The organism is Luteipulveratus mongoliensis, from assembly GCF_001190945.1.
Taxonomy (GTDB): domain Bacteria; phylum Actinomycetota; class Actinomycetes; order Actinomycetales; family Dermatophilaceae; genus Luteipulveratus; species Luteipulveratus mongoliensis.
The window spans coordinates 4,009,184-4,031,448 of the sequence record NZ_CP011112.1 but is presented as its reverse complement, the minus strand read 5'-3'; the positions used below and the strand labels follow the sequence as shown (position 1 = coordinate 4,031,448).

The window sequence follows — 22,265 nt, the reverse complement described above, 5'->3', positions numbered from 1 at the left end:
CCATGAGGTTTGTGCGTCGCGGCGAAGATCCGATCGTCTGGATCGGGGCCAACTTCTGGTCGCGTCAGGGCGGCCCCCTGATGTGGCGCGACGTCGACCGCGACCTGCTCCGTGAGGAGCTCACGGCGTTGCGCGACCACGGCCTGACGATGACACGGTCGTTCTTCTACTGGCCGGACACCATGCCGACCGCCGACCAGCTGGACCCGGACGTGGTCGACCGATTCGAGGTCTTCCTCGACCTGCACCACGAGCTCGGTATGACCAGCGTGCCGACCTTCATCGTCGGGCACATGTCGGGAGAGAACTGGGACCCGTCCTGGCGTGCCGGTCGAGATCTGTACGCCGACACTTGGCTGGTCGCCCGACAGGCTTGGTACGCAAGGACTTTGGTCTCCCGTTTCGCGTCACACCCGGCCGTGGTCGGCTGGCTGATCTCCAACGAGATGCCCATCTACGGCGGGGCCGCCGAACGCGAGACGGTGACCAGCTGGGCAGAGCTGATGGTCCAAGCCGTCCGCGCCGGAGGCGGCCGTCAGCCGGTGTCCCTCGGCGACGGCGCATGGGGGATCGAGGTGACCGGCGAGGACAACGGGTTCTCGGTGCGGGACACCGCGGACATCGTCGACTTCGTCGGACCGCACGTCTACCGGATGGAAACCGACGTCGTACGCCAGCACCTCAAGGCCGCCTTCATCTGTGAGCTGGCCGCTGTGGCCGAGAAGCCGGTCGTACTCGAGGAGTTCGGCGTCACGTCCGACTTCGCCTCCGACGAGCATGCCGCGCACTACTACCGGCAGACGTTGCACAACTCGCTGCTGGCCGGCGCGACGGGCTGGATCGGTTGGAACAACACCGATTTCGACAACCTCGCTGACCAGGATCCCTACCGGCACCACGCCTTCGAGCTGCACTTCGGGCTGACTCGCGTGGACGGCTCGCCGAAGCCGCAGCTGCTTGAGATGCGCGACTTCGCCGAGACGGTCGAGGCGATCGACCTCACGCGCTGCCACCGGTGGCCTGCCCAGGCGGCTCTGGTCGTACCGGCCTATCTCGAGACGGCTGAGCCGCTCACCCAGAGCGTCGAGGAGCGCACGCCGATCTTTGCGTCGCTGGAGCAGGCGCACGTGGCGGCCCGTGAGGCAGACCTTGCCGTGCACTTCGCGCGTGAGGTCGACGGGATCCCCGACGGACTGCCGCTCTACCTCGTGCCATCCACCAAGGCGCTGACCGCGCCGACCTGGCGCCGGCTCGGCGAGCTGGCCCGGGCGGGCGCCACCGTCTATGCCTCCCACGGCCTCGGCGACGCCGACTTCCAGCGTGGGCCGTGGTGGTCCGGGCTCGAGGAGATCTTCGGGGTCCGTCACCAGCTCATGTACGGCATCACCGAGCCCCTCGAGGACGACGTCATCGAGGTGACCTTCGAGCGAGACCTGGGTCCGCTGCGATCAGGGGACGTGCTGCGCATCCCGGTCGCAGGGAGCGAGTCGGCTCGCAGCATGCTGCCGGTCGAGGCGCTGGACGCTGAGGTCGTCGCCCGTGACCAACGTGGCCGGGTCGTCCTCACGACGCATCGCATCGGTGCCGGAATCGCTGTGCTGTCAACGGTTCCCACCGAGCTGCTCGCTGCGGCGCGCCCGCGTGCCAACCCGGAGCCGACGTGGCAGCTGTACGACGCGCTGGCCGAGCTGGCGGGCGTCGCTCGACGAGTCCAGGTCGACTCGCCACACGTGCTGGTCGACGGGCTTGTCCATGACGATGGCCGCGAGTTCGTGTGGTTCGTGAGTGAGTCGGCGGACAGCCAGGTTGCCGCGCCACGGGTCCCGGACGGCATGACGCTCCGCCCCCTCTCGGGAGGCGATGCCGTGACCAAGGTCGAGCTCCCGGCGTACGGCGTGACCGTGCTGCAGATGACCCAAGACCAAGCCCAGGGCGACACCGTGCTGGGTTCCACTGACAGTGAGGGGAACGAGCGATGAGTGCTAACGAAAGCCTCGGCCTGCCAAAGGGATTCGAGCTGGGAGTGGCGACGGCGTCGTACCAGATCGAAGGCGCGATCGCGGCCGACGGTCGTGGACCCTCAATCTGGGACACGTTCAGTCACACACCGGGCAAGGTCGCGGGTGGTGACAACGGCGATGTGGCGTGCGACCACTACCACCGCTATCCCGAGGACGTGCAGCTCATGGCTGACCTCGGGGTGGACAGCTATCGGCTGTCGGTGGCGTGGCCGCGGATCCAGCCGACCGGCAAAGGCCCTGCCAACGAGGAGGGGCTGGCGTTCTACGACCGGCTGGTGGATGCGTTGCTGGACAAGGGAATTGCGCCGGCGATCACGCTCTACCACTGGGACCTCCCGCAGCCGCTCGAGGACGCCGGCGGCTGGCGCGTGCGCGACACAGCCGAGCGGTTCGCCGAGTACTCCGAGATCGTGCATGCCCACCTGTCCGACCGGGTGACGCGCTGGATCACGCTCAACGAGCCGTACTGCTCCTCGATCCTCGGTTACGGCAACGGCCGGCACGCGCCGGGTGCGCAGGAGGGTGACGGCGCGCTGGCCGCGGCGCACCACCTGCTGCTGGGCCACGGTCTGGCGATCGAGCGGCTCCGTGCAAGCGGCTCTGGCAGCCCGGACCAACAGCTCGGGATCACCCTCAACCTGCAGCCGGTTGCGTCGGTCACGGACTCTGCCGACGACCGAGCGGCGGCCGATCGATCGCTGCTCGCGGCCAACCGCCTGTTCACCGATCCCGTTCTCGCCGGGACCTATCCGGAGCTCGCACGGACGGTCTACTCCGGGCTGACCGACTTCTCGTGGATCCAGGACGGCGACCTCGAGACGATCTCGGCGCCCCTGGACTTCCTCGGGGTCAACTACTACTTCCCGTCCAACGTCGTCGCCGCCGACTACGACGAGCCGGACCCGGCCCGCCGCACGGCTGCAGACCTCGCGTTCAAAGAGGTCATCGCGGACGGTGAGGAGCGCACCGAGATGGGCTGGCCGGTGGACTCCGACGGGCTACGCCGCCTGCTGCGTTGGCTGCACGACACCTACCCGACGCTGCCGCCGGTCTACATCACCGAGAACGGCCGCGCGTGCGACGACGTCGTGGCGTCCAACGGCCACGTGCACGATCCCGACCGGGTGCGCTACCTCGAGGACCACCTGCGCGCTGTCGTGGCGGCGACCCATGAGGGAGTCGACGTCCGCGGCTACTACTGCTGGTCGCTGCTGGACAACTTCGAGTGGGCCGAGGGCTACGCCCGACGCTTCGGCTTGGTCTACGTGGATTACGAGACGCAGCAACGGATTCCGAAGTCCAGCTTCGAGTGGTATCGCCGACTCATCGCCCGTCAGCACGCCGGCTGACCGCCCCGACGGGCTCCGCAGGCGTTCTGTCTACGCGGCCGCCCAGTCGCCTACTCTCCAGGCATGAACAGTCTTCAGCGGCTCGGCGAGTGGACTCGGCAGCGGTCCGATGACCAGTGGACCGACTCCAGTGTGGTGATCGAGACGGTCTCCAACCCGGGTTGGATCGTGAAGGTCGAGCTCAAAGGCGCGGGGTTGGAGAACCGCGAGTTCGAGGAGATCGAGGAAGGCGTCGGGGCGACACCACAGGACCGCTGGTTTTGCTGCTACATCGAGCAAGGGGTCTGGAAGGGCGCGGGCGACGAGACTCAGCTCGAACGGATCATCGAGACTTTTCTCGATTGGGCGGAGCCGAATCGCCAGTAGTGCCAACCGCGTTCAGGATGGCCAGCTCTTGCTGCACGTAGGTATCGGTCGGCTCGGCGAGCGCGAGCTGCTCCTGGATCGCCAAGGCTTCGGCGTCCCGGCCGAGCGATCTCAGGCATCGCGCGACGGCCCATCGTGCGGCGTGCAGCTGCTCGGGCGCGCCGCGCTCGGCGTACGCCGCGACAGCGCGCTCGAACGACTCCAGGGCTTGAGCATGTCGACCGGCGTCGTGGTGTGCCCATCCGGCGTTCAGCATGAGCGAACCGACCCACCGCTTCGCCCGTTGGTCCGAGGTGGTGGTCGCAAGCTCGAGCCCCGCGGCGGTCCACTGCTCGGCGTGCGGCCCGTCGGTGATGGCGAGCATGTGCAGCGCATCGATCCGCAGGAAGTCGTGGCCGGTGTCGGTCACTCGCGTCGCTTCGAGGAACGACTCGGTTGCGCGGTCCGTGTCGCCGGCCGACCGCGCGAGCCGGCCGCTCTCGAGGGCGCGGCGCAGGCGTACGACGGGGCCGTCGGACTCGACGAGCGCCAGCTCGGCCCACCCTGCGTCGAACTGCTCCTGGAGTCCCAGCGCGCGGGCCACCTGGGTCGTCAGCTCATCCCGTACGCCGTCGGCTGCGTCATCTCGCGCGCGGCGTAGGCGACCCTCGGACTCAGCCGGATCGTTGAAGTCCCAGAGCTGGTCGAGGTAGTCACCATCGAGCTCGGACCCACCGTGCTCGTCGGGTGTGAGCGGCGCCAGCCGCAGCTGCCATCCGTGCATCGGCCAGTCCTCGCCGCGGACGTGAATCTGCTTGTCCCGCTGGGGAGCTCGCTCGAAGCCCAGCGCGGAGACCACGGCCGCCGACGCGGCATTGTCGGCGTGGATCGAGGCAAAGGCGGTGCTCGTGCCCGACCAGTGGCTCCGCACCCAGTCCAGTGCCTCGCGGACGGCCCGCCGTGCCAGACCTCGGCCACGCGCATGTGCCGCGACCCAGTAGGACACGGTGACCTCGGCCGCAGACCGCTCCAGAGCGAGGTTGCCGCACAGGTCGCCGGTGACGGGATCGACGATGACCCGGCCGAACTGCCCGTGGGGATCCGCGTGCAGCGCGCGGATCGCCGAGGCGACGTCGTCTGCCGTCGTATCGGGCGAGTCGACGGTGAAGCGCTGGATCTCGGGGTCGGCGACCTGGCCGGCGTAGAACGCGCCGTCCTGCTCGGTCCAGGCTTGCAGCACCGTCATGCCGCGGTCGACCTCACTCCTGGCCCTCGAAGATCGCGAACGAGGCGGCACGTACGTCGTAGGTCTGCCCCGCGTCCACCGCGCCGCCTTCGACCTGATCAGGACGATCAAAACGGCTGTCCCACAACAGGTTCCAGTGTGCGACGCCGTCCTGCTGGGGGAGTGTGATCGTGGCGTCGTGGGCGCTGCCGTGAAGAACCATCAGCAGCCGACCATCGCCAACGTCCGCACCGTCGAAGACCACAGACATCGTGCGAGTGGATGGGTTGTCCCACTGCTCGGCGGTCAGGATGCCGCCGTCCGCGCTGTGCCAGCGCAACGCCGCGAGCTCGTCGCCGTCGATCGGGTCGCCCGGGAAGAACTGCCGCTGGCGCAGCACGGTGTGTGCAGCCCGGAGGCCGGTCAGGAAGGTCGTCGTCTCGATCATGTCGCGCTGCCAGTCGGCGAGATCCCATGAGTACCAAGAGATCTCGTTGTCCTGGCAGTAGGGGTTGTTGTTGCCGTTCTGAGTGAGGCCGAGCTCATCACCGCCGCTGATCATCGGCACTCCCGACGAGAGCACCAGGGTCGCCAGAAGGTTGCGCATCGACCGATGGCGAACCGTGAGGACCTCGTCCGGTACGTCGTCGTTGCCCTCGATCCCGTGGTTCCAGGAGTGGTTGTTGTCGCTGCCGTCGCGGTTGTCCTCGCCATTGGCCTCGTTGTGCTTCACGTTGTAAGCCGTCAGGTCGGCGAGCGTGAACCCGTCGTGCGCACCCACGAAGTTGATCGAGGCCAAAGGGCTGCGGTGGCCGCTGCCGAAGAGGTCGCCCGAGCCGGCCAGCCGGGTGGCCAGGTCGTGCACGCCATCACCGGGCTGGCCCTCGTAGTCACGTGCCAGGTCGGTCAGCCAGAAGGTGCGAGCCGTGTCCCGGAACTTGTCGTTCCACTCCGACATCGGCGGCGGGAACTGTCCGGTGCGCCATCCGTCCGGCCCGACGTCCCACGGCTCGGCGATGAGCTTGACGCCGGACAGGATCGGGTCGGTGCGCAACGCCATCAGGAACGGGTGGTCCGGATGGAACTCGCCGGTCTTGCCGCGTCCTAGCGCGACGGCCAGGTCGAAACGGAAGCCGTCGATGTGCATCTGGCTGACCCAGTAGCGCAGCGAGTCCAGCACCAGCCGCATGGGCACCGGGTGGCTGAGGTCCACCGTGTTGCCGCAGCCGGTGACGTCGATGTCGTGACCGGTCTCGTCGATGCGGTAGTAGACGCGGTTGTCCAGACCGCGGAACGACAGGGACGGCCCGTCGTACGAGCCGCCCTCGCAGGTGTGGTTGTAGACCACGTCCAGCAGCACCTCGAGGCCCGCCGCGTGCAGCAGCTTGACCATGCCCTTGAACTCATCGAGGACGCCTTGCGGGTCGTCGGCGCTGGCGTACGCCGCGTGCGGCGCGAAGTAGCCGAGGGTGTTGTAGCCCCAGTAGTTGGTTCGGCCGCCCTGGGCGATGTAGGGCTCGGTGAGGAAGGAGTGGACCGGGAGCAGCTCGATCGACGTCACCCCGATCTTCTTGAGGTGGGCGATCGTGGCCGGGTGGGCCACGCCGGCGTACGTGCCGCGCAGGTGCTCGGGTACGTCCGGGAGCGTCTTGGTCAGGCTGATGACGTGGGTCTCGTAGACGACCGTGTCCTGCCACGCGATGTGCGGCGGGCGGTCGTCGCCCCAGTCGAACTCGTCGCCCAGCACGACGCTGCGCGGCACGTACGGCGCACTGTCGCGGTCGTCGCGCATCTCGCCGTCGCCGGAGAGGGAGTCGTCCACGACATGCGGATAGACCTCGGGCCGCCACGTGACGCCGCCCTCGATCGCGCGGGCGTAGGGGTCGACGAGCAGCTTGGCCGGGTTGTGACGCAGGCCGCCGGAGGCGGACCACTCGCCGTCCACCCGGTAGCCGTAGCGCTGGCCGGCGCCGATGCCGTCCACGTGGGTGGACCAGCTGCCGTCGGAGTGCTTGTCCAGCGGCACTCGCCGCTCGGCGCCCTGCGAATCGAAGAGGCACAGGTCGACGGACGACGCGTGACCGGCGTACACGGAGAACTCGACGCCTTGCGGGCTGATGGTGGCCCCGGGCGGCGGTGCGACGTTAGGGGAGCGGCGCGGGGTGAGAACGGGCTGCAGACCTGACATGGTCGCCAGCGTATTGACTCGGTACGTTGGCCTCATGACTGATCCGACCTCTCTGCCGAACTTCCCGCCGCCGGCTGACGAGTCCCCGCTGCGCGGCCGCGTGCTCGATGTCCTGCAGGACGAGGGCTTCCGCCCCGATCTCGATGACGACGGCGACGTCAGCTTCAAGGTGCAGGGCCAGCAGCTCTTCGTCCGTTGCATGGAGGGCGACGTGCCGATCATGCGCATCTTCGGCCAGTGGCAGGTCTCCGAGGACCTCCCGCAGGACCTGGAGAAGCAGCTGCTCGCCGCCAACGACGTCACGCTGAGCCTCAACATCATCAAGACCGGCATCGCCAACGGCACCCTGGTGGCGACCGGTGAGCACCTCGTTCAAGACGGCTCCGACCTGAAGATGCTCGTCCAGACGACCATCCAGATGGTGCTGCAGGCCGTGCAGATGTGGCACCAGGCCGTCACCAGCGAAGGCCCGCACGCAGCCAACGGTGGCGTCCCGCAGGTGTCCTTCCCGACGCCGGAGGACGGCGAGGGTCAGGCCGACGCACGTCAGGCCGACGAGGGCCAGGACGACACCAAGGCATGACCTCGTACGGGGAGCACGTCTCGACCACGGTCGAGGACGGCATCGGCACGATCCGCATCGACAAGCCCAAGATGAACCCGCTCGACGCCTCCATCCAGGACGCCCTGGGTGAGGCGGCGCGCGAGCTCGGCCGTGACGACCAGGTCGCCGCGGTCATCGTCTGGGGCGGCGACAAGGTCTTCGCGGCCGGCGCGGACATCAAGGAGATGCTCGACATGTCCTACCCGGACATCGTCAAGCGGGCTCGGTTGCTGCAGGAGGCGTTCATCGAGCTCGCGCGCATCCCCAAGCCGACGGTCGCCGCGATCGAGGGATACGCCCTCGGCGGTGGCTGCGAGCTGGCGATGACGTGCGACTTCCGGGTCGTCGGCAGCAACGCCAGGCTCGGCCAGCCTGAGATCCTCCTCGGCATCATCCCGGGTGCCGGTGGCACGCAGCGGCTGGCCCGACTGGTCGGCCCGGCCAAGGCCAAGGACCTGGTCTTCTCGGGTCGCATGGTCGAGGCCGACGAGGCGCTGGCCATCGGTCTCGTCGACGAGGTGTGCGAGCCGGGTCAGGCGTACGCCGCCGCCCAGGCTCGGGTGAAGCCTTACGTCGGCGGTCCGGCCGTTGCACTGCGGGCCGCCAAGGAGGCCATCGATCGTGGCCTCGACGGCGACCTGAGCACCGGCCTGGGGATCGAGTCCCAGCTGTTCGCCGGTCTGTTCGCCACGAAGGACCGGGAGACCGGGATGCGCTCGTTCGTGGAGAACGGGCCGGGCAAGGCGACGTTCGAAGGCCGCTGAGCTTTTCCTCGACTACCCCGCCGTTCCTGACACTGCCCCCGGTGGAATGACTCGTCATGTCACCGGGGGCAGTGCACGTTTCGGCGGGGTAGTCGGGTCCGGGCGGGCGGCCACGTCACCCGGTGTCGTACGGTCCCCGGCCGGTGAGACAGCGGTAGAGTCCAGCCGAGTGCCGCGGGGCGCCCGCCGACCCGCAGCTCCGCCTGGTCCGTTCGTGACCACTGCCCGGGAGGAAGACCCGTGACCATCAAGGCCTGGCACATCGACGAGGAGTGGCAGGAGCCGTTCGTGACGGCTCTGAAGGCTCGTGGCGCATCGGCCGAGGCGATCGGCCAGGCGCTGGGCAAGGTCGATGACGCGCTCAGTGCAAGCGGCAAGAAGGCAGCCGATCACTTCGGCGATCCGAAGGCCTACGCTGCGGGCGTGGACATCACCGGAAGCATCGACGGGCGCGTCTCGCGCATCCGAGCCATCCTCCTGGCCGCGGCCGGCCTGATCGGCATGTTCCTCACGCTGTGGGGCTTCACCGGCATGGTGCGCGACCTCGACAAGATCGCCGGGATGCCCCCCGTGCTGCCCTTCGTCGTCGGCCTGGTCATCGTGCTGGCCGCAGCCGTCGCCGACACTGTGCTCGGGCGGCAGGCCGACATGTTCCAGACTCCCGCAGGTGAGACCGAGGCCCCGGGTGGTCTGGCCTTCGTGCTCAACCGTCTCGCTCCCTGGATCATCGTCGCGCTGACACTGATCGGCATGTTGCTGATCTGGATCAAGGACCACTAGGGCCTGGAGCCCTCCGGCGTCCCTCCGGGCGCTTTGACCAAACCCCTGCCGCTTGCGCTCGTGTTACTGACGGGTAGCCTGGCGGTCACGACTCAATCCCCAGTCATCCACGCACCACAAAGAAGAGGACGAGCGACATGAACATCGTCGTCTGCGTGAAGTACGTGCCGGACGCTCAGGGCGACCGCACCTTCAACGAGGACAACACGACGGACCGCGACAATGTCGATGGTCTGCTGTCCGAGCTGGACGAGTACGCCGTGGAGGCTGCTCTGAAGATCGTCGAGGCGGGTGAGGGCGAGGTCACCGTGGTGACCGTCGGTCCTGAGCAGGCTGCCGACGCCATCAAGAAGGCCCTCCAGATGGGCGCCGACAAGGCGGTCCACGTCAGCGACGAGGCCATCCACGGCTCCGACGCGGTGGCGACCTCGCTCATCCTGGCTGAGGCGATCAAGAAGATCGGCACGCCGGACCTGGTGCTGACCGGTCTCGCCTCGACCGACGGCACGATGAGCGTCGTCCCGGCGATGCTGGCCGAGCGCCTGGGTCTGCCCCAGGTGACTCAGGTCTCGACCCTCGAGGTCGAGGGCGGCACCGCCAAGGGCCGCCGCGACGGCGACGTCGCCTCGGAGTCCGTGGAGGCCCAGCTGCCTGCCCTGGTCTCGGTCACCGACCAGATCAACGAGCCGCGCTACCCCTCCTTCAAGGGGATCATGGCCGCCAAGAAGAAGCCGGTCGAGACCTGGTCGCTCGCCGACCTCGGCGTCGACGCGGGCCAGGTCGGTCTCGACGCAGCCTGGACCAAGGTCGAGTCCTTCGCCGCGCGCCCGCCGCGCGAGCAGGGCGAGATCGTCACCGACGAAGGAGACGGCGGCACCAAGCTCGCCGAGTTCCTGGTCGCTCAGAAGTTCGTGTGAGGAGAGAACGCCATGGCTGAAGTACTCGTCCTGGTCGACCACGCTGATGGTCAGGTCAAGAAGACCACCGCGGAGCTGTTGACGATTGCCCGGTCTCTGGGCACGCCGTCCGCCGTCTTCGTCGGCAGCAACGTCGACGCGGCTCGTCCGCGGCTGGCACAGTTCGGCGCCGAGAAGGTCTACGTCATCGACAACGCGGACGTGGACAACTACCTCGTCGCCCCGCTTGCGGAGGCGCTGTACGCCGTCGTCCAGCAGGCGTCGCCGGCTGCGGTCCTGCTGCCCTCGACGTCGCACAACAAGGAGGCCGCGGCCCGGCTGGCGATCAAGACCGAGTCTGGTCTGATCACCGACGCGACCGCCGTCGAGGCCGCCGGTGACGGCGTCTCCACGACGCAGTCGGTGTTCGCCGGTTCCTACACTGTGAAGTCGACCGTCACCAAGGGTGCGCCGATCATCACGATCAAGCCGAATGTCGTACCCCCGTCGGCCGCTCAGGCGAGCGCGACTGTGGTGCCCGTCGAGCTGACCGTCTCCGACGCCGCCAAGGGCGCCAAGATCACCGCCCGCGAGCCCAAGGCGAAGTCGGGTCGTCCCGAGCTGACCGAGGCCGCGATCGTGGTCTCCGGTGGTCGTGGCACCGGCGGCGACTTCTCGCCCGTCGAGACGTTCGCGGACACCCTCGGGGCCGCCGTCGGCGCCTCCCGCGCCGCTGTCGATGCCGGTTGGTACCCGCACAGCAACCAGGTCGGCCAGACCGGCAAGCAGGTCTCGCCGCAGCTGTACGTCGCCGCCGGCATCTCCGGCGCGATCCAGCACCGCGCGGGCATGCAGACGTCCAAGACGATCATCGCGATCAACAAGGACGAGGAGGCGCCGATCTTCGAGCTCGTGGACTTCGGTGTCGTCGGTGACCTGTTCACCGTCCTCCCGCAGGCGACCGAGGCCGTACAGAAGGCCCGCGCCTGAGCGAGCACAGACGTACGATCACCAAAGGCCGCCCGTTCCCCTCAGGGGAGCGGGCGGCCTTGGTATCTCAACGAGTTGACGCGTCGGTCAGGGCTCAGTCACGCAGCGAGTAGGTCAGCAGGGCATTCCCGGCAGCGGTGATCTGCGAGTCGACGAGTGTCAGGCGGGTGAGCGGCACCGACTCGTCAAAGAGGCGCGCGCCCTCGGGCGTGACGACCGGGTGGGTCGTGAGCGTCAGCTCATCCACGACGCCGGCGACGAAGAGCGATCGGATCGTCTGGATGCCCCCGGCGATCGAGATCTCTCCCCCCTCAGCGCCGTTGTCGCGCAACGCCTTCACGTAGTCGACCGGGTCGCCTTCCACGAGCGTGCTGTTCCACGCCAGGTCGCCCGACAGGGTCGAGGACACCACGTGCTTGCGGACCGGGTTGATGAAGGAGGCGAACGGCTCGATGTCGCTGCCCGGCCAGAACTCCGACCACTCCTTCCAGAGGGTCGTCCCGATCACGACGTCAGTGATGCCTGCGATCGACTTCGCCATCGCTGCTTCCTCTTCCTGGCCGAACGCGTCGAACTGGAAGAGGTTCGGCGACTCGACGACGCCGTTGGCCGAGCTGAACAGGTGGGCAGTGACCTTGCGGCTCATGGTTGCTCCAAAGGATGTGGCGGGCCGGTCGGCGCCGCGCGGTACGTGCTGTCGAAGGGTTGGACGACGCGGCGCTCACGAACTGAGCGGTCCTTCCTAAAGAATTTCCGCGGGCAGCTCGAAGTCGCCGAAGACGCCTGCTCCCATGAAGTGCGTGATGGCGGTGATCTGCCCGTCGTCGATGTCCAGCACGTGTACGGCGAACGCGCCGTACGTCCCGTCCTCTCGCGGGTGATAGACCGCGACGGCGGGACAACCGTTGGACGAGGTGGGCACGACTCGTGACCCGCGACAGACCGCGCCCGGGCCGCGCCACCACTCGCGTATGGCTAGTCGCCCGCGCAACCACAGCTCGAAGGGCGGCATGCTGAACTCGGCTTCTGCGGAGAGCAGCTCGACGAGCGCGTCGACGTCGTACCGCTCGAACGCGGTGACGTAGGCGTCCGCGGTCCGCACGTCGGATCCGGTGCCGACGCGTTGCGGCAGGGCCTTCGTGCCGAGAGTGCGTCGTGCCCTGGTCAACGCCGAATTCACGGACGGCACAGTCGTTTTCAGCAGTTCAGCACACTCAGCGGCCGACCACGCGAGCGCGTCGCGCAGGATGAGGACGATTCGTTGCAGGACCGGCAGGGTCTGCAGGGCAGCGACGAAGGCGAGTCGCAACGAGTCCCGTTGCTGCGCCGCGTCGGCGGGGTCCTCCGGTTGCGGCAGGAAGCGGCCGGGCAGCGGTCCGATCCAGCTCTCATCGGGCCGGGTCCTCAGCGGACGGTTGTCGGACGGGACGTCACCAGGCCCGTTGAGATCCATGGGCAGCGCACGTCGCGACGGAGCCTTCCGCATGTCGAGGCACACATTGGTGGCGATCGAGTAGATCCACGTCCGGGTCGAGGAGTCCGACCGGAAGGTGTCGGCACGCCGCCACGCGCGCAGCATCGTCTCCTGAACTGCGTCCTCGGCGTCGGCGTACGAACCGAAGAACCGGTAGCAGTAGGCGATCAGCTCCTGCCGGTGACTGTCGACTTCCTCGGCGGTGATGGTCGGCACTCCCGAAACCCTACAAACACTCTCCGCCCGACGACGGAGCTTCATGCCGAATTGCGCTCGCGGACCAGGTGATTCGTCGCCGCGACGGTAGGTTGCAGCGCGTGGGTGTGACGGGGTGGGACATCAGCGACGATGAGTCCGAGCGGGTCTACGGGCCATCGCTGGGGCGCGAACCCGCAGACGCAGCAACGCTGTTCGCGGACTATGCCGGCACGTGGTGGATCGCTGGAGGGTGGGCGATCGAGGCGTTCACCGGGTCTCACGTCACCACCACGACTGCGACCCGTCGATCACCATGCCGATGAGCCGGGCCTTGTGGAGCAAGGACGGCGTGCCCTATCTCGAACCGCACCTTCAGCTGCTCTACAAGGCCAAGGGCTTACGGCGTCGGGACCAGGAGGACTTCGAGGTGGCGCTACCGCTGCTCGGCGATGCCAGACGCGTCTGGCTGGCCGACGCGCTGCAGCGCGCGCTTCCGGGTCATCCGTGGCTCTCAACCCTTGGTGGTCGCTGAGCTGCTGGGCTTCGCCGAGCTGCTCGGCTTGGCTGTCGAGCTCGGCTTGGCCGTGGAGGTCGGCTTGGGCGCGGGCTTCGGGCTGGGCGCCTTGTACTTCGGGTCGTACCAGGTGCCGTTGGTCCAGTTGCCGTCCGGGTCCTGGCGGTAGTGCACCTGCCAGCCCGACAGCTTGGAACCCTTGGGCACCCAGAAGACCAGGCGGTACGTCGCGGGCTTGTTGGTCTGCACCAGCGCGCTACTGAGGTTCTCGCCCTCGGTCCCGAGCGCGCCGTAGCGGCAGACCGTGCCCTTGCCGTCCGTCAGCTGGAACATCCCGCGATCGACGTAGGCGACGGCACCGACGGCCCGGATCGTGGCGTAGACCAGGACTCCGTCGACGTCGTTGGGGTGCTTGTCACTGGCCTTGAGCGGCAGGGGACGCGGTGCCTGTGTATTGATCCAGGCTCCGACGGTGCTCGGGTCGCCGACCGTGATCGGTTCGCCGAAGTGCTTGCGGTCGGCGCCCTGCACCGGCTTGAACGGGCTCTTGCGGGCACTGCAGGAGCTGGTGACCGAGTCGGCCGCCGTGCCGCCAGTGGCCCAGGTCGCCTCGGCGACGGTCCCGCCCTGGGGGTTGTAGAGCACCTTGTACGCCGACAGGTTGGCACCCGGGGGCACCAGGAATGACACCGTGCCCGAGCCGGAGCGCTGCTCGTCGATCTCGGTCAGGTTGAAGGCGGTGGTGGATGAGCCGGCGGCCGGACGAGCGCACTGCTTGTTGTTGGGGCCGACGAGCACGAACGCGTCGGGGCCGATCGCGAAGACGCCGTTGGTGATGACCGACGTCTTGACGGCCAGATCGACGACCGCCCAGCCGTCGCTGCGGGGCTGCTTGCGCAGCACCGGCTTGCCGACCTGGGCTCCGACGGCCTGGTCGCGCTCCACCCGGGCGGCGGAGTCGTACGCCGTGTTGTGACCGGCGAATGACGGTGCAGCCGGGCCGTTGCAGGCCGTGGGCGTGCTGCTGGCTGCGGACTTGCCGCCGTCGGCTTTCGGCGAGTCGTCGAAGGCCGAGCAGGCGCTGACGGTGAGCAGGGCGGTGAGACCGGTGGTGCAGGCCAGGAGACGGCGACGTGCCAGGAGCATCGAGAGACCTCGCTTGAATGGTTGGTGCGCGCCATAGTGTGGCAAATCTTGGGCCCCGATCCGAAACCGATCACCGACCGATCGAGATTCGTCCACTGTGCGGCGCCGCCGTAGCATCGATGGGTGACCGACCGCGTTTACCTCGACCACGCTGCGACCACGGCTGTCCTACCGGCCGTGGTCGAACGCGTGGCGCAGCAGATGGGTGTGCTCGGCAACGCCTCCTCGCTGCACACGGCCGGGCGAGCTGCCCGACGCGTCGTCGAGGAGAGCCGCGAGGCGATCGCCGCAGCGCTGGGCGCGCGTCCGTCGGAAGTGATCTTCACGTCTGGGGGCACCGAGGCCGACAACCTTGCCGTCGCGGGCACCTACCGCCGCCGGCGCGAGGACGACCCGCGTCGCACCCGCCTCCTGGTGAGCGCCATTGAGCACCATGCCGTGCTGGACTGCGTGGAGCATCTGGTCCGGCACGAAGGCGCTGAGGTGACCTGGCTGGGCGTGGACGAGCAGGGGAGGGTCGACCCAGCAACCGTGCGGGCCGCTCTCGAGGAGGCTCCTGACGACGTCGCCGTCGTCAGCGTGATGTGGGCCAACAATGAGGTGGGCACCGTCCAGCCGGTTCGTGACATCGCCGCCATCGCTCGTGAGTTCGCGGTGCCGTTCCACACCGACGCCGTGCAGGCCATCGGTCAGGTGCCGGTCGACTTCGCCGAGAGCGGCGCCGACCTCCTCGCACTCACCGGGCACAAGATCGGTGGGCCGTTGGGCGTTGGCGTCCTCCTCGCGCGCCGCGACGTCAAGATCCAGCCGCTGAGCTACGGCGGTGGCCAGGAGCGTCAGGTGCGCAGCGGCACCCTCGACACCCCGGCGATCGCCGGGCTCGCCATGGCCGTCGAGCACGCGGTCACCCACCTCGAGGAGCACGCCGCCCATCTGGCGTCGCTGCGCGACAAGCTCATCCACGGTGCGGTCGGAGCCGGCTTCGGGATCACGGTGACGGGTCCGCACGACGTGGGCGATGTCGTACGACGGCTGCCGGGCACTGCGCATCTGCGCGTGCCCGGGTGTGAGGGCGACTCCCTTCTTTACCTTCTCGATGCCGCAGGTGTGGAGTGCTCGACCGGATCTGCGTGCCAGGCGGGCGTACCGCAGCCCAGTCATGTGCTGCTCGCGATGGGCATCTCCGAGGACGACGCGCGAGGCGCACTGCGGCTGTCGCTGGGTCACACGTCGACCGACTCCGATGTCGAGGCGTTCCTGACGGCACTGCCCGCAGCGGTCGAACGCGCCCAACGAGCGCACCACGCGACGCGGGGGAGCGAGCGGTGAGGGTCGTGGCCGCCATGAGCGGAGGCGTCGACTCGGCGGTCGCCGCCTCCCGCATGGTCGAGGCCGGCCACGAGGTCGTCGGCGTCCACCTGGCGCTGAGCCAGTCCGCGGCGACCCTCCGGGAGTCCGCGCGCGGCTGCTGCACCATCGAGGACGCGGGCGACGCCCGCCGGGTGGCGGACCGGCTCGGCATCCCGTTCTATGTCTGGGACATGGCCGAGCGCTTCCGTGAGGACGTCGTCGAGGACTTCGTGGCCGAGTACGAGGCCGGTCGCACCCCGAACCCCTGCCTGCGCTGCAACGAACGGATCAAGTTCGCGGCGCTCCTCGACAAGGCCCTCGCGCTCGGCTTCGACGCTGTCGCCACCGGCCACTACGCGCAGATCGTCGACGGTGCGCAGGGCCGCGAGCTGCATCGTGCGGTGGACCCGGCCAAGGACCAGTCGTACGTCCTCGGTGTGCTGACCGCGGACCAGCTTGCCCGCTCGTTCTTCCCTCTCGGCGACACGACCAAGCCGCAGATCCGCGAGGAGGCCGCCGCTCGCGGTTTCGCGGTGGCCAAGAAGCCGGACAGCCACGACATCTGCTTCATCGCCGACGGCGACACCAAGGGCTGGCTGACTCGCCGGCTCGGTGAGCAGCCGGGCCCGATCGTGGACACCGACGGAGACGTCGTCGGCCAGCACGACGGAGCGTTCGCCTATACCGTCGGTCAGCGTCGCGGCCTCGGCCTGAAGGTCCCGCGCGAGGACCACGCCAAGCGCTACGTCGTCGACGTCCAGCCTCGGACCAACACCGTCGTGGTCGGCACCGAGGAGCTCCTCGGAGTCGACGTCGTCGTGGGTGACCACGCGCGCTGGTGCGGTCCGCCGCCGACGGGCGAGGCATCGTACGGCGCCCAGCTGCGGGCCCATGGCGAAGAGGTCCCGTGCCGGGCGAGCTCGGACGGCGAGACCGTGACCGTACGCCTGGAGCGGCGGGTCCGCGGTGTCGCGCCCGGGCAGTCGGTCGTGCTGTACGACGGCACCCGGGTCGTGGGATCGGCCACCATCAGCCGTGCGGAGCGTCGCGCTCAACAATCCTGAGATCGGGTGGAACCTGCACGGTGCCAGGTGAAGTCGAAGCCCCGGCGCGGGGATCAGACTGTCGTTCCCATGTTCGTATCTGAACGGTGGCCGACGTCGCTGCGCCAGTCGTGGCCTCGCTAGGCTGCGCGCAGACGATTGTGACGAAGGGGATCCATGATGGTGCGACGTAGTGCAGGTGCAGCTCTGGCAGCTGCGGCAGTTCTGGCTCTGACGGCCGGGTGCGGAGGGAGCGACGGGCCATCGGTGGGCGGTGCCCCGACGTCGGCCACCAGCGCGCCGACCACGGCCTCGAGCAGCGGCACGACCGAGACCCCGAGCCCGACGTCGTCCGAGAGCCCCTCGCCGTCGTCCTCGACCAGCTCAGCGCCCGCGGCCCAGGACTACGCCGCCGGCCAGTGCCTGGGCCCCAAGCCGGGCTACGCCAAGGTCGACTGCTCTACCTCGCACCTCTATGAGGTCGCTGCCGCTCCGGCCACGACGCTGTACGCCGGTGACCTGGTCAAGCGGACGGCTTACGGCACCGCGGTGTGCAACGAGCAGGGTGCCAAGTACCTCGGCTCCGCCGGTTGGGCGGTCTCCCGGCTTCAGGTCGCGACGCTGCCGACCGCGGCGGACCCCAAGAACAAGGAACGGTTCGTCTGCATCGTCCAGGAGTTCGAGAACAGCCTGAAGTCCCTCAAGCAGGGGACCGGGTCGGTCAAGGGCAAGCTCACTGGATCGGGCTTCTACAGCTACAACCTGTGCCTCAAGGGCCGGGCGAGCAAGAGCGACGACGTCGAGTTCGTGCCGTGCAACGCCCCGCACGCGTCGGAAGCGACTGGCGGCAAGCTCAACGGCCGTCCGGGTGCCCCGTTCCCCGGTGGCGACAAGATCCAGAAGCAGGCGCTGTCGTACTGCAAGCCGATCGGCGAGAAGTTCCTCGGGACCAAGCGCCGCACGGACATCATCTCCTCCCAGAACTCCGGCGGCCCCGGACCGTGGGCCAAGGGACAGATGTTCACCGGTTGCTTCGTCGAAGTGACGTCGGGCACGGTCAAGAAGTCGCTGCACTACATCACGACCAAGCCCCTCACCTCTTACCGATGAGGCGCCCCACGCGCGCCGTCGCCGTCGGCGCAGCCCTCGTCACGTCGCTGCTCGTGGCGGGGTGCCAGGACGCCGAGGTGAAGGGCGGCTCGACCGTCGCGCCGAGCACGGCTGCCACGTCGTCCAGCCCGGCCACGTCTGACGCGAGCCAGCCGCCGGCCACCAGCGCGACCTCCACGGCCGCGGCGACGGCGTACACCGCCGGGACCTGCATGACCAAGGAGCCGGACTGGACCGTCATCAGCTGCGGTGGGGACCATCAGTACGAGGTCACCGCCGCGGTGCCGACGACGCAGTTCGCCGACGACATGATCAAGCGTCACGAGCTGCGCGAGGCAACCTGTGACCGCAAAGCCGCCGAATACGTCGGCTATGACGGCTTCAACTCCACGCGCTACCGCTCGCTGACTTTCCCGATCGCCAAGGACTCGGCCGCGGGCAGCCGGATCGTGTGCCTGGTCGGCGAGTTCGATGAGTCCTGGGACAAGGTGGCCACCGTCAAGGGGTCCTACAAGGGCAAGCTCAAGGGCAACGCGCCCTATGAGACCCGCGGCTGTGTCGAGAAGCGGGTCACGGGACTGACGTCGGTCGAGATGTCCCCCTGCTCCAAGAAGCACGCCTCGGAGGCGGTCGGCGGTGGCTTCCTCGGGCAGCCGACCGATGCCTACCCCGGCGATGCCGAGCGCAACAAGCGCTCGGACGCGCTGTGCAAGCCGCTGTTCCAGGCGTTCATCGGCAAGACGACCAAACCGCGCACCGACATCGTGCTCGGCAAGACGCAGCCCTCCGCAACGGGCTGGTCGCGCGGCGTACGCACGTCGAGCTGCTGGGCCGAGGTGACCAGCGGTCAGGTCACCAAGACGCTCAAGGGCATCGGTGACAAGCCGCTCACGGCCTATCGCTGATACCGGGCTAGTGTCGCGTCCGTGACGCGTGCTTCTGGAGTCGGCTCTTGGCCCGATGGACCCGTCCGCGAGGTCGTGCGCCGGGTCCGGGACCGGCTCGCGGACGGGCAGGTGCCCTACCTGCCCGAGCTCCCGGGGCGGGGTCCCGGCGCCGACATGGTGGGTCGCACCGCGGCACAGCTGGTCGAGATGCCGGTCGACCTCCAGCCCTCGGGTTGGAGGCTGACCGATGCGCCCGGCCGGGACGTCGCGCGCGGGCAGGCCTTCCTGCGCGAGGACCTCGATGAGCTGGCCGAGGCGTACGACGGCTACACCGGTCCGCTCAAGGTCCAGCTGTGCGGGCCCTGGACTCTCGCGGCTGCGCTCTGGCTGCCGCGCGGCGATCGCGCGGTGGTCGACCCAGGAGCCTGTCGCGATCTCTCGGGTTCCTTGGCCGAGGCGGCTCGTGAGCACCTGTCGCGCATCCGTGGCCTGATCCCGGGGGCCGAGCTGATCCTGCAGCTGGACGAGCCCTCCCTGCCGGCTGTCCTCACCGGACGGTTGCGCTCTTCGTCGGGGTTCGGGCGGCTGCGCGCGGTGGATCCGGGTGCCGTTGAGTCCGGGTTGCAGGAAGTCGTGGATGCCGTTGAGGGGCAAGCGGATTCGGTGGTGATCCACTGCTGCGCGCCTGATGTGCCGTTCGCTCTGCTCCGTCAGGTCGGGGCGGCCGGGCTCGCGATCGACACGTCGTTGCTGACGGCTCGCACGTGGGAGTCGGTGGCGGCGAGCGTCGAGGCCGGGACGACCCTGTGGGCCGGGCTCGTCCCCACCGACACCGACGCGAGCCACCCGCAGGCCGTCGTCGACCCCTTCCTCGAAGGCTGGCGGCGGGTCGGCCTGGAGAGCTCGCGCTTGGAGTCGGTCGTCGTCACGCCGGCGTGCGGGCTGGCGACGCGCACGCCGCGTCAGGCGGACGGCGTACAGGCCCTTGCCGTCGACGCTGCGGCCATGCTCGAGCAAGAACGCTGAGCGGTCAGGCCAGTCAGCCGCACGCTCCTTGCTGTGACGAGCCGGCGACGCCGTACTTCTGGTACGCCGCCAGCACCTGTGTGGGCGAGAGAGCCTCGTCGTACGTCGTGACGTCGTCCAGGTCGCCGCGGATCGAGGAGCCGACGTCTCCGATGGAGCGCATCGGCAGCGGCACGCTGGCTGCAACGCTGCTGTGGAAGGCACCGTTGACGTAGAGATCAGTGCGCGTCGGGGTCGCGACCATGGTCAGGTGCACCCACTCGTTCAGCGGGGTGACGTAGTCGAAGCTGTGATCGGCTACGCCCTTGGCCGTGAAACCGACCTTGCTGCAGGCCTTCCACTGCTCCAGCTTGATCGCTGACGCGTTGGAGCTGAGCAGCGTCGAGTTGCCGTTCGGACCGGTCGTTCCCGTGCGGCGTACCCAGGTCGAGAAGGTCCACGGTGCCTGGACGTCCAGACCGCCGAAGCCGACGCCGTCCCGGTCGTTGTCGAAGCGCCACGCCTGTCCGGTCACGCCAGGGACGGGCGTCGGGTTGTTGATGATGTACGACGTGCCGGGCAGATCGCCGACGGCGTCCTGGGCGAACAGCGTGTTGCCAGGACTTCCGGCGTACGTCCACCCGCTCGGATAGCTCGCGTTGTCGAACGTCCAACGGTGGCTCGGTCGGCCGTCGTTCACGCGGGGGACTGTCGGCTCAGCGGTGGTGCCGGGTGCGGAGCCGAGTGTCGTGACCCTGGACCGGAACTCGGCGACGGTGTCCGGCGTCGGGGAGGCGTTCCAGGTGCGGTCCGCGAGGATCGCGCGCGGCATCGCCATCAGCTGCTCGAAGTAGGCGTCCTTGGCCCAGAAGTTGTAGTCGGCCCAGTTCATCAGGCCGCTACCGAGCATGTCGGATGCCTGGCTCGGGACCCACTCGTCATACATCCACTGCTGGTCGGGGTAGAGGTGGTGGTAGTTGTTCGGGGTCACGTAGAACGGCCCGATGGCGATCTCGTCCTTGCCGGGGATCTCCGGCTCGCTGCCGGAGCCCTCCCAGGTCATGAAGACGACGTCGTCGTTGACGTCCTGGCGCGGTGAGTCCATGTGCTCGACACCGTTGTAGATGATCGAGCGCTTGCCCAGACCTCGGACGGTCTTGTCGGCGTCGTTGATGAAGCGGCTGAGCAGGTCACCGAGCGTGTCGGCGTCCGGGTCCGCGGCCAGTGCGCGTTGGACGCGCGGACAGTCGCCGAGCTGTCCGGGCAGCTCGTCGGCGCCGAGGTGCGCGTACGGCGCGTCGAACCATGGCAGGAACTCCGTCAGCAGGTCTCTGGTCACCTGGGTGGACCGGGGGCTGGTGAGATCGATGACCCAGTCCGGCGTGAGGTGGCTGTGCATGTGCTGCGGCCCGCACGGATCGGTGCCCTGCCCGAACCCGATGCCGAAGTAGTTGCTGAGCACGGTCGCGTGCCCGGGCACGTCGATGCCGGGTACGACCATGACGTGATGCTTCGCGGCGAACGTGACGAGGTCGTGAATCTCGTTGCGGCTGTAGCTAACTGCCGGATTCGCGAGTCCCGGGAACTTCGGCGAGTCCAGCCGGAAGCCCTCGGAGTCCGAGAGCTGCAGGAAGAGGGTGTTCATCTTCATCCACGACATCTGCCGGACGAGGTTCTTCAGGTACGCCGGCTGCCAGTACTTGCGACCGGCATCCAGCATGACTTGGCGCACCGCCTGCGTCGGGACGTCTCGTACGGTCCCGGCGCTCACGGTCTGGTGATCGCCGGTCCGAAGCATCTGTTGCAAGGTCCGCGCGGCGTAGTAGACGCCGGTGCTGGTGTTCGCCTCGATCCGGATCGGGCCTGGTCCGACGCGCAGCTGGTAGCCCTCAGCGCCGAGCCCTGGATCGCGGGTCAGCGTGACCACGACGTCGTCCCGGTCGGCGGTCTTCACCGCGGCAGAGACCTTCGGGCGCGACGGCAAGATCGCGGACAGGTCGCCGGCGATCTCCTGGGCGACCGACATGGTGCTGCGCTGCGCGAGCCCGGGTTGCGTTGCACCTGTGGTCCACCGGCTGGCGCTGTGCGGATCGATGAGCAGCCGAGTGTCGGACCCGAGCCGGGTCTGCCCGGGCGCGGGCTGCCAGCTGGTCGGGCGGGGCACCACACCACTGATGCCCGCTGCGGGTGCGTCTTGAGCGACGTCCGCTGACGGCTGGCTCGGCTGCGCGGCGGCGGGAGAGAGAGCCAGGGCGCCGAGGGACAGTGCCGTAACAGCGACGGGGATGGCCAACGATCGAAGGGGCAACATGCCTGGACTCCTTTGGGTGCGCAGATATGAGTGTCTGCTAGTTCAACCACTCACAGTCAAGCATC

At 68.6% G+C, this 22,265-nt stretch carries 21 protein-coding genes; 15 read left to right on the top strand and 6 right to left on the bottom strand.

Annotation, left to right across the window (positions count from 1 at the left end; genetic code table 11):
* Positions 1-2 precede the first annotated feature (2 nt).
* The 3 genes from VV02_RS19090 to VV02_RS19080 all read left to right on the top strand — a co-directional run bounded on the left by VV02_RS19090 (position 3) and on the right by VV02_RS19080 (position 3,736).
* A complete protein-coding gene (locus VV02_RS19090; RefSeq protein ID WP_052594102.1) occupies positions 3-1,979 on the top strand; it encodes a cellulase family glycosylhydrolase in 1,977 nt (658 codons plus the stop codon).
* Positions 1,976-3,370 (top strand): GH1 family beta-glucosidase, encoded by a 1,395-nt coding sequence (locus VV02_RS19085; protein ID WP_052594100.1) that lies wholly within the window; start codon positions 1,976-1,978, stop codon positions 3,368-3,370. The genes VV02_RS19090 and VV02_RS19085 overlap by 4 nt, the downstream gene beginning before the upstream one ends.
* A gap of 63 nt (positions 3,371-3,433) precedes the next feature.
* Positions 3,434-3,736: an Imm53 family immunity protein gene (locus VV02_RS19080; RefSeq protein ID WP_052594098.1), complete on the top strand. Its 303-nt coding sequence runs from the start codon at positions 3,434-3,436 to the stop codon at positions 3,734-3,736.
* On the opposite strand, the gene VV02_RS26115 is transcribed toward VV02_RS19080, so the two are convergent.
* On the bottom strand, positions 3,693-4,961 hold the full coding sequence (locus tag VV02_RS26115; protein ID WP_083450288.1) for a GNAT family N-acetyltransferase: 1,269 nt from the start codon (positions 4,959-4,961) through the stop codon (positions 3,693-3,695). The genes VV02_RS19080 and VV02_RS26115 overlap by 44 nt on opposite strands.
* A gap of 13 nt (positions 4,962-4,974) precedes the next feature.
* Positions 4,975-7,128 carry a glycogen debranching protein GlgX gene (gene glgX, locus VV02_RS19070; protein ID WP_052594096.1) on the bottom strand — a complete coding sequence of 718 codons (2,154 nt, stop codon included), beginning with the start codon at positions 7,126-7,128 and terminating at the stop codon, positions 4,975-4,977.
* A gap of 34 nt (positions 7,129-7,162) precedes the next feature.
* Between glgX and VV02_RS19065 the strand changes: the two genes are divergently transcribed.
* The 5 genes from VV02_RS19065 to VV02_RS19045 all read left to right on the top strand — a co-directional run bounded on the left by VV02_RS19065 (position 7,163) and on the right by VV02_RS19045 (position 11,162).
* Positions 7,163-7,711 (top strand): hypothetical protein, encoded by a 549-nt coding sequence (locus VV02_RS19065; protein ID WP_052594094.1) that lies wholly within the window; start codon positions 7,163-7,165, stop codon positions 7,709-7,711.
* A complete protein-coding gene (locus VV02_RS19060; protein ID WP_052594092.1) occupies positions 7,708-8,496 on the top strand; it encodes an enoyl-CoA hydratase/isomerase family protein in 789 nt (262 codons plus the stop codon). Before VV02_RS19065 ends, VV02_RS19060 begins: the two co-directional genes overlap by 4 nt.
* Positions 8,497-8,736: 240 nt before the next feature.
* Positions 8,737-9,276, top strand: coding sequence for a hypothetical protein (locus VV02_RS19055; protein ID WP_052594090.1), 540 nt, complete (start codon positions 8,737-8,739; stop codon positions 9,274-9,276).
* Between the two features lie 137 nt (positions 9,277-9,413).
* Positions 9,414-10,193: an electron transfer flavoprotein subunit beta/FixA family protein gene (locus VV02_RS19050; RefSeq protein ID WP_052594088.1), complete on the top strand. Its 780-nt coding sequence runs from the start codon at positions 9,414-9,416 to the stop codon at positions 10,191-10,193.
* A 12-nt stretch (positions 10,194-10,205) separates the two neighbouring features.
* The gene (locus VV02_RS19045) at positions 10,206-11,162 is read left to right on the top strand and encodes an electron transfer flavoprotein subunit alpha/FixB family protein (protein WP_052594086.1); all 957 of its coding nucleotides are present in this window, start codon (positions 10,206-10,208) and stop codon (positions 11,160-11,162) included.
* 94 nt (positions 11,163-11,256) lie between these two features.
* On the opposite strand, the gene VV02_RS19040 is transcribed toward VV02_RS19045, so the two are convergent.
* Positions 11,257-11,808 (bottom strand): dihydrofolate reductase family protein, encoded by a 552-nt coding sequence (locus VV02_RS19040; RefSeq protein ID WP_052594083.1) that lies wholly within the window; start codon positions 11,806-11,808, stop codon positions 11,257-11,259.
* 96 nt (positions 11,809-11,904) lie between these two features.
* Positions 11,905-12,852, bottom strand: coding sequence for an RNA polymerase subunit sigma-70 (locus VV02_RS19035; protein WP_052594081.1), 948 nt, complete (start codon positions 12,850-12,852; stop codon positions 11,905-11,907).
* A 101-nt stretch (positions 12,853-12,953) separates the two neighbouring features.
* Here VV02_RS19035 and VV02_RS27230 point away from each other — a divergent pair, with 101 nt between their 5' ends.
* Together VV02_RS27230 and VV02_RS27225 are read left to right on the top strand one after the other, a co-directional pair.
* A complete protein-coding gene (locus VV02_RS27230; RefSeq protein WP_245633133.1) occupies positions 12,954-13,157 on the top strand; it encodes a hypothetical protein in 204 nt (67 codons plus the stop codon).
* Positions 13,154-13,366 carry a hypothetical protein gene (locus VV02_RS27225; RefSeq protein ID WP_245633132.1) on the top strand — a complete coding sequence of 71 codons (213 nt, stop codon included), beginning with the start codon at positions 13,154-13,156 and terminating at the stop codon, positions 13,364-13,366. Before VV02_RS27230 ends, VV02_RS27225 begins: the two co-directional genes overlap by 4 nt.
* Here VV02_RS27225 and VV02_RS19025 read toward each other — a convergent pair.
* The gene (locus VV02_RS19025; RefSeq protein ID WP_052594078.1) at positions 13,346-14,494 is read right to left on the bottom strand and encodes a hypothetical protein; all 1,149 of its coding nucleotides are present in this window, start codon (positions 14,492-14,494) and stop codon (positions 13,346-13,348) included. The genes VV02_RS27225 and VV02_RS19025 overlap by 21 nt on opposite strands.
* Before the next feature lie 123 nt (positions 14,495-14,617).
* On the opposite strand from VV02_RS19025, the gene VV02_RS19020 reads away from it, so the two are divergent.
* The 5 genes from VV02_RS19020 to VV02_RS19000 all read left to right on the top strand — a co-directional run bounded on the left by VV02_RS19020 (position 14,618) and on the right by VV02_RS19000 (position 19,910).
* A complete protein-coding gene (locus VV02_RS19020) occupies positions 14,618-15,823 on the top strand; it encodes a cysteine desulfurase family protein (RefSeq protein ID WP_052594075.1) in 1,206 nt (401 codons plus the stop codon).
* Positions 15,820-16,908 (top strand): tRNA 2-thiouridine(34) synthase MnmA, encoded by a 1,089-nt coding sequence (gene mnmA, locus VV02_RS19015; protein WP_052594072.1) that lies wholly within the window; start codon positions 15,820-15,822, stop codon positions 16,906-16,908. Before VV02_RS19020 ends, mnmA begins: the two co-directional genes overlap by 4 nt.
* Before the next feature lie 156 nt (positions 16,909-17,064).
* The gene (locus VV02_RS19010) at positions 17,065-17,997 is read left to right on the top strand and encodes a septum formation family protein (protein ID WP_157063467.1); all 933 of its coding nucleotides are present in this window, start codon (positions 17,065-17,067) and stop codon (positions 17,995-17,997) included.
* Positions 17,994-18,902 (top strand): septum formation family protein, encoded by a 909-nt coding sequence (locus VV02_RS19005; protein WP_052594068.1) that lies wholly within the window; start codon positions 17,994-17,996, stop codon positions 18,900-18,902. Before VV02_RS19010 ends, VV02_RS19005 begins: the two co-directional genes overlap by 4 nt.
* A gap of 21 nt (positions 18,903-18,923) precedes the next feature.
* Positions 18,924-19,910, top strand: coding sequence for a uroporphyrinogen decarboxylase/cobalamine-independent methonine synthase family protein (locus VV02_RS19000; RefSeq protein ID WP_052594063.1), 987 nt, complete (start codon positions 18,924-18,926; stop codon positions 19,908-19,910).
* A 13-nt stretch (positions 19,911-19,923) separates the two neighbouring features.
* Here the strand turns inward: VV02_RS19000 and VV02_RS18995 are convergent, their stop codons facing one another.
* Positions 19,924-22,200, bottom strand: coding sequence for a family 20 glycosylhydrolase (locus tag VV02_RS18995; RefSeq protein ID WP_218917444.1), 2,277 nt, complete (start codon positions 22,198-22,200; stop codon positions 19,924-19,926).
* Between the last annotated feature and the right edge of the window lie 65 nt (positions 22,201-22,265).

What these genes read in the sequence shown, in the direction of transcription:
- glgX (WP_052594096.1), bottom strand. Translation starts at nt 7,128, where the DNA reads ATGTCAGGTCTGCAGCCCGTTCTCACCCCGCGCCGCTCCCCTAACGTC.
- VV02_RS19010 (WP_157063467.1), top strand. Translation starts at nt 17,065, where the DNA reads ATGATGGTGCGACGTAGTGCAGGTGCAGCTCTGGCAGCTGCGGCAGTT.
- VV02_RS19085 (WP_052594100.1), top strand. Translation starts at nt 1,976, where the DNA reads ATGAGTGCTAACGAAAGCCTCGGCCTGCCAAAGGGATTCGAGCTGGGA.
- VV02_RS19040 (WP_052594083.1), bottom strand. Translation starts at nt 11,808, where the DNA reads ATGAGCCGCAAGGTCACTGCCCACCTGTTCAGCTCGGCCAACGGCGTC.
- VV02_RS18995 (WP_218917444.1), bottom strand. Translation starts at nt 22,200, where the DNA reads ATGTTGCCCCTTCGATCGTTGGCCATCCCCGTCGCTGTTACGGCACTG.
- VV02_RS19025 (WP_052594078.1), bottom strand. Translation starts at nt 14,494, where the DNA reads ATGCTCCTGGCACGTCGCCGTCTCCTGGCCTGCACCACCGGTCTCACC.
- VV02_RS19060 (WP_052594092.1), top strand. Translation starts at nt 7,708, where the DNA reads ATGACCTCGTACGGGGAGCACGTCTCGACCACGGTCGAGGACGGCATC.
- VV02_RS19050 (WP_052594088.1), top strand. Translation starts at nt 9,414, where the DNA reads ATGAACATCGTCGTCTGCGTGAAGTACGTGCCGGACGCTCAGGGCGAC.
- VV02_RS27225 (WP_245633132.1), top strand. Translation starts at nt 13,154, where the DNA reads ATGAGCCGGGCCTTGTGGAGCAAGGACGGCGTGCCCTATCTCGAACCG.
- VV02_RS19080 (WP_052594098.1), top strand. Translation starts at nt 3,434, where the DNA reads ATGAACAGTCTTCAGCGGCTCGGCGAGTGGACTCGGCAGCGGTCCGAT.
- VV02_RS26115 (WP_083450288.1), bottom strand. Translation starts at nt 4,961, where the DNA reads ATGACGGTGCTGCAAGCCTGGACCGAGCAGGACGGCGCGTTCTACGCC.
- VV02_RS19090 (WP_052594102.1), top strand. Translation starts at nt 3, where the DNA reads ATGAGGTTTGTGCGTCGCGGCGAAGATCCGATCGTCTGGATCGGGGCC.
- VV02_RS19065 (WP_052594094.1), top strand. Translation starts at nt 7,163, where the DNA reads ATGACTGATCCGACCTCTCTGCCGAACTTCCCGCCGCCGGCTGACGAG.
- VV02_RS19005 (WP_052594068.1), top strand. Translation starts at nt 17,994, where the DNA reads ATGAGGCGCCCCACGCGCGCCGTCGCCGTCGGCGCAGCCCTCGTCACG.
- VV02_RS19045 (WP_052594086.1), top strand. Translation starts at nt 10,206, where the DNA reads ATGGCTGAAGTACTCGTCCTGGTCGACCACGCTGATGGTCAGGTCAAG.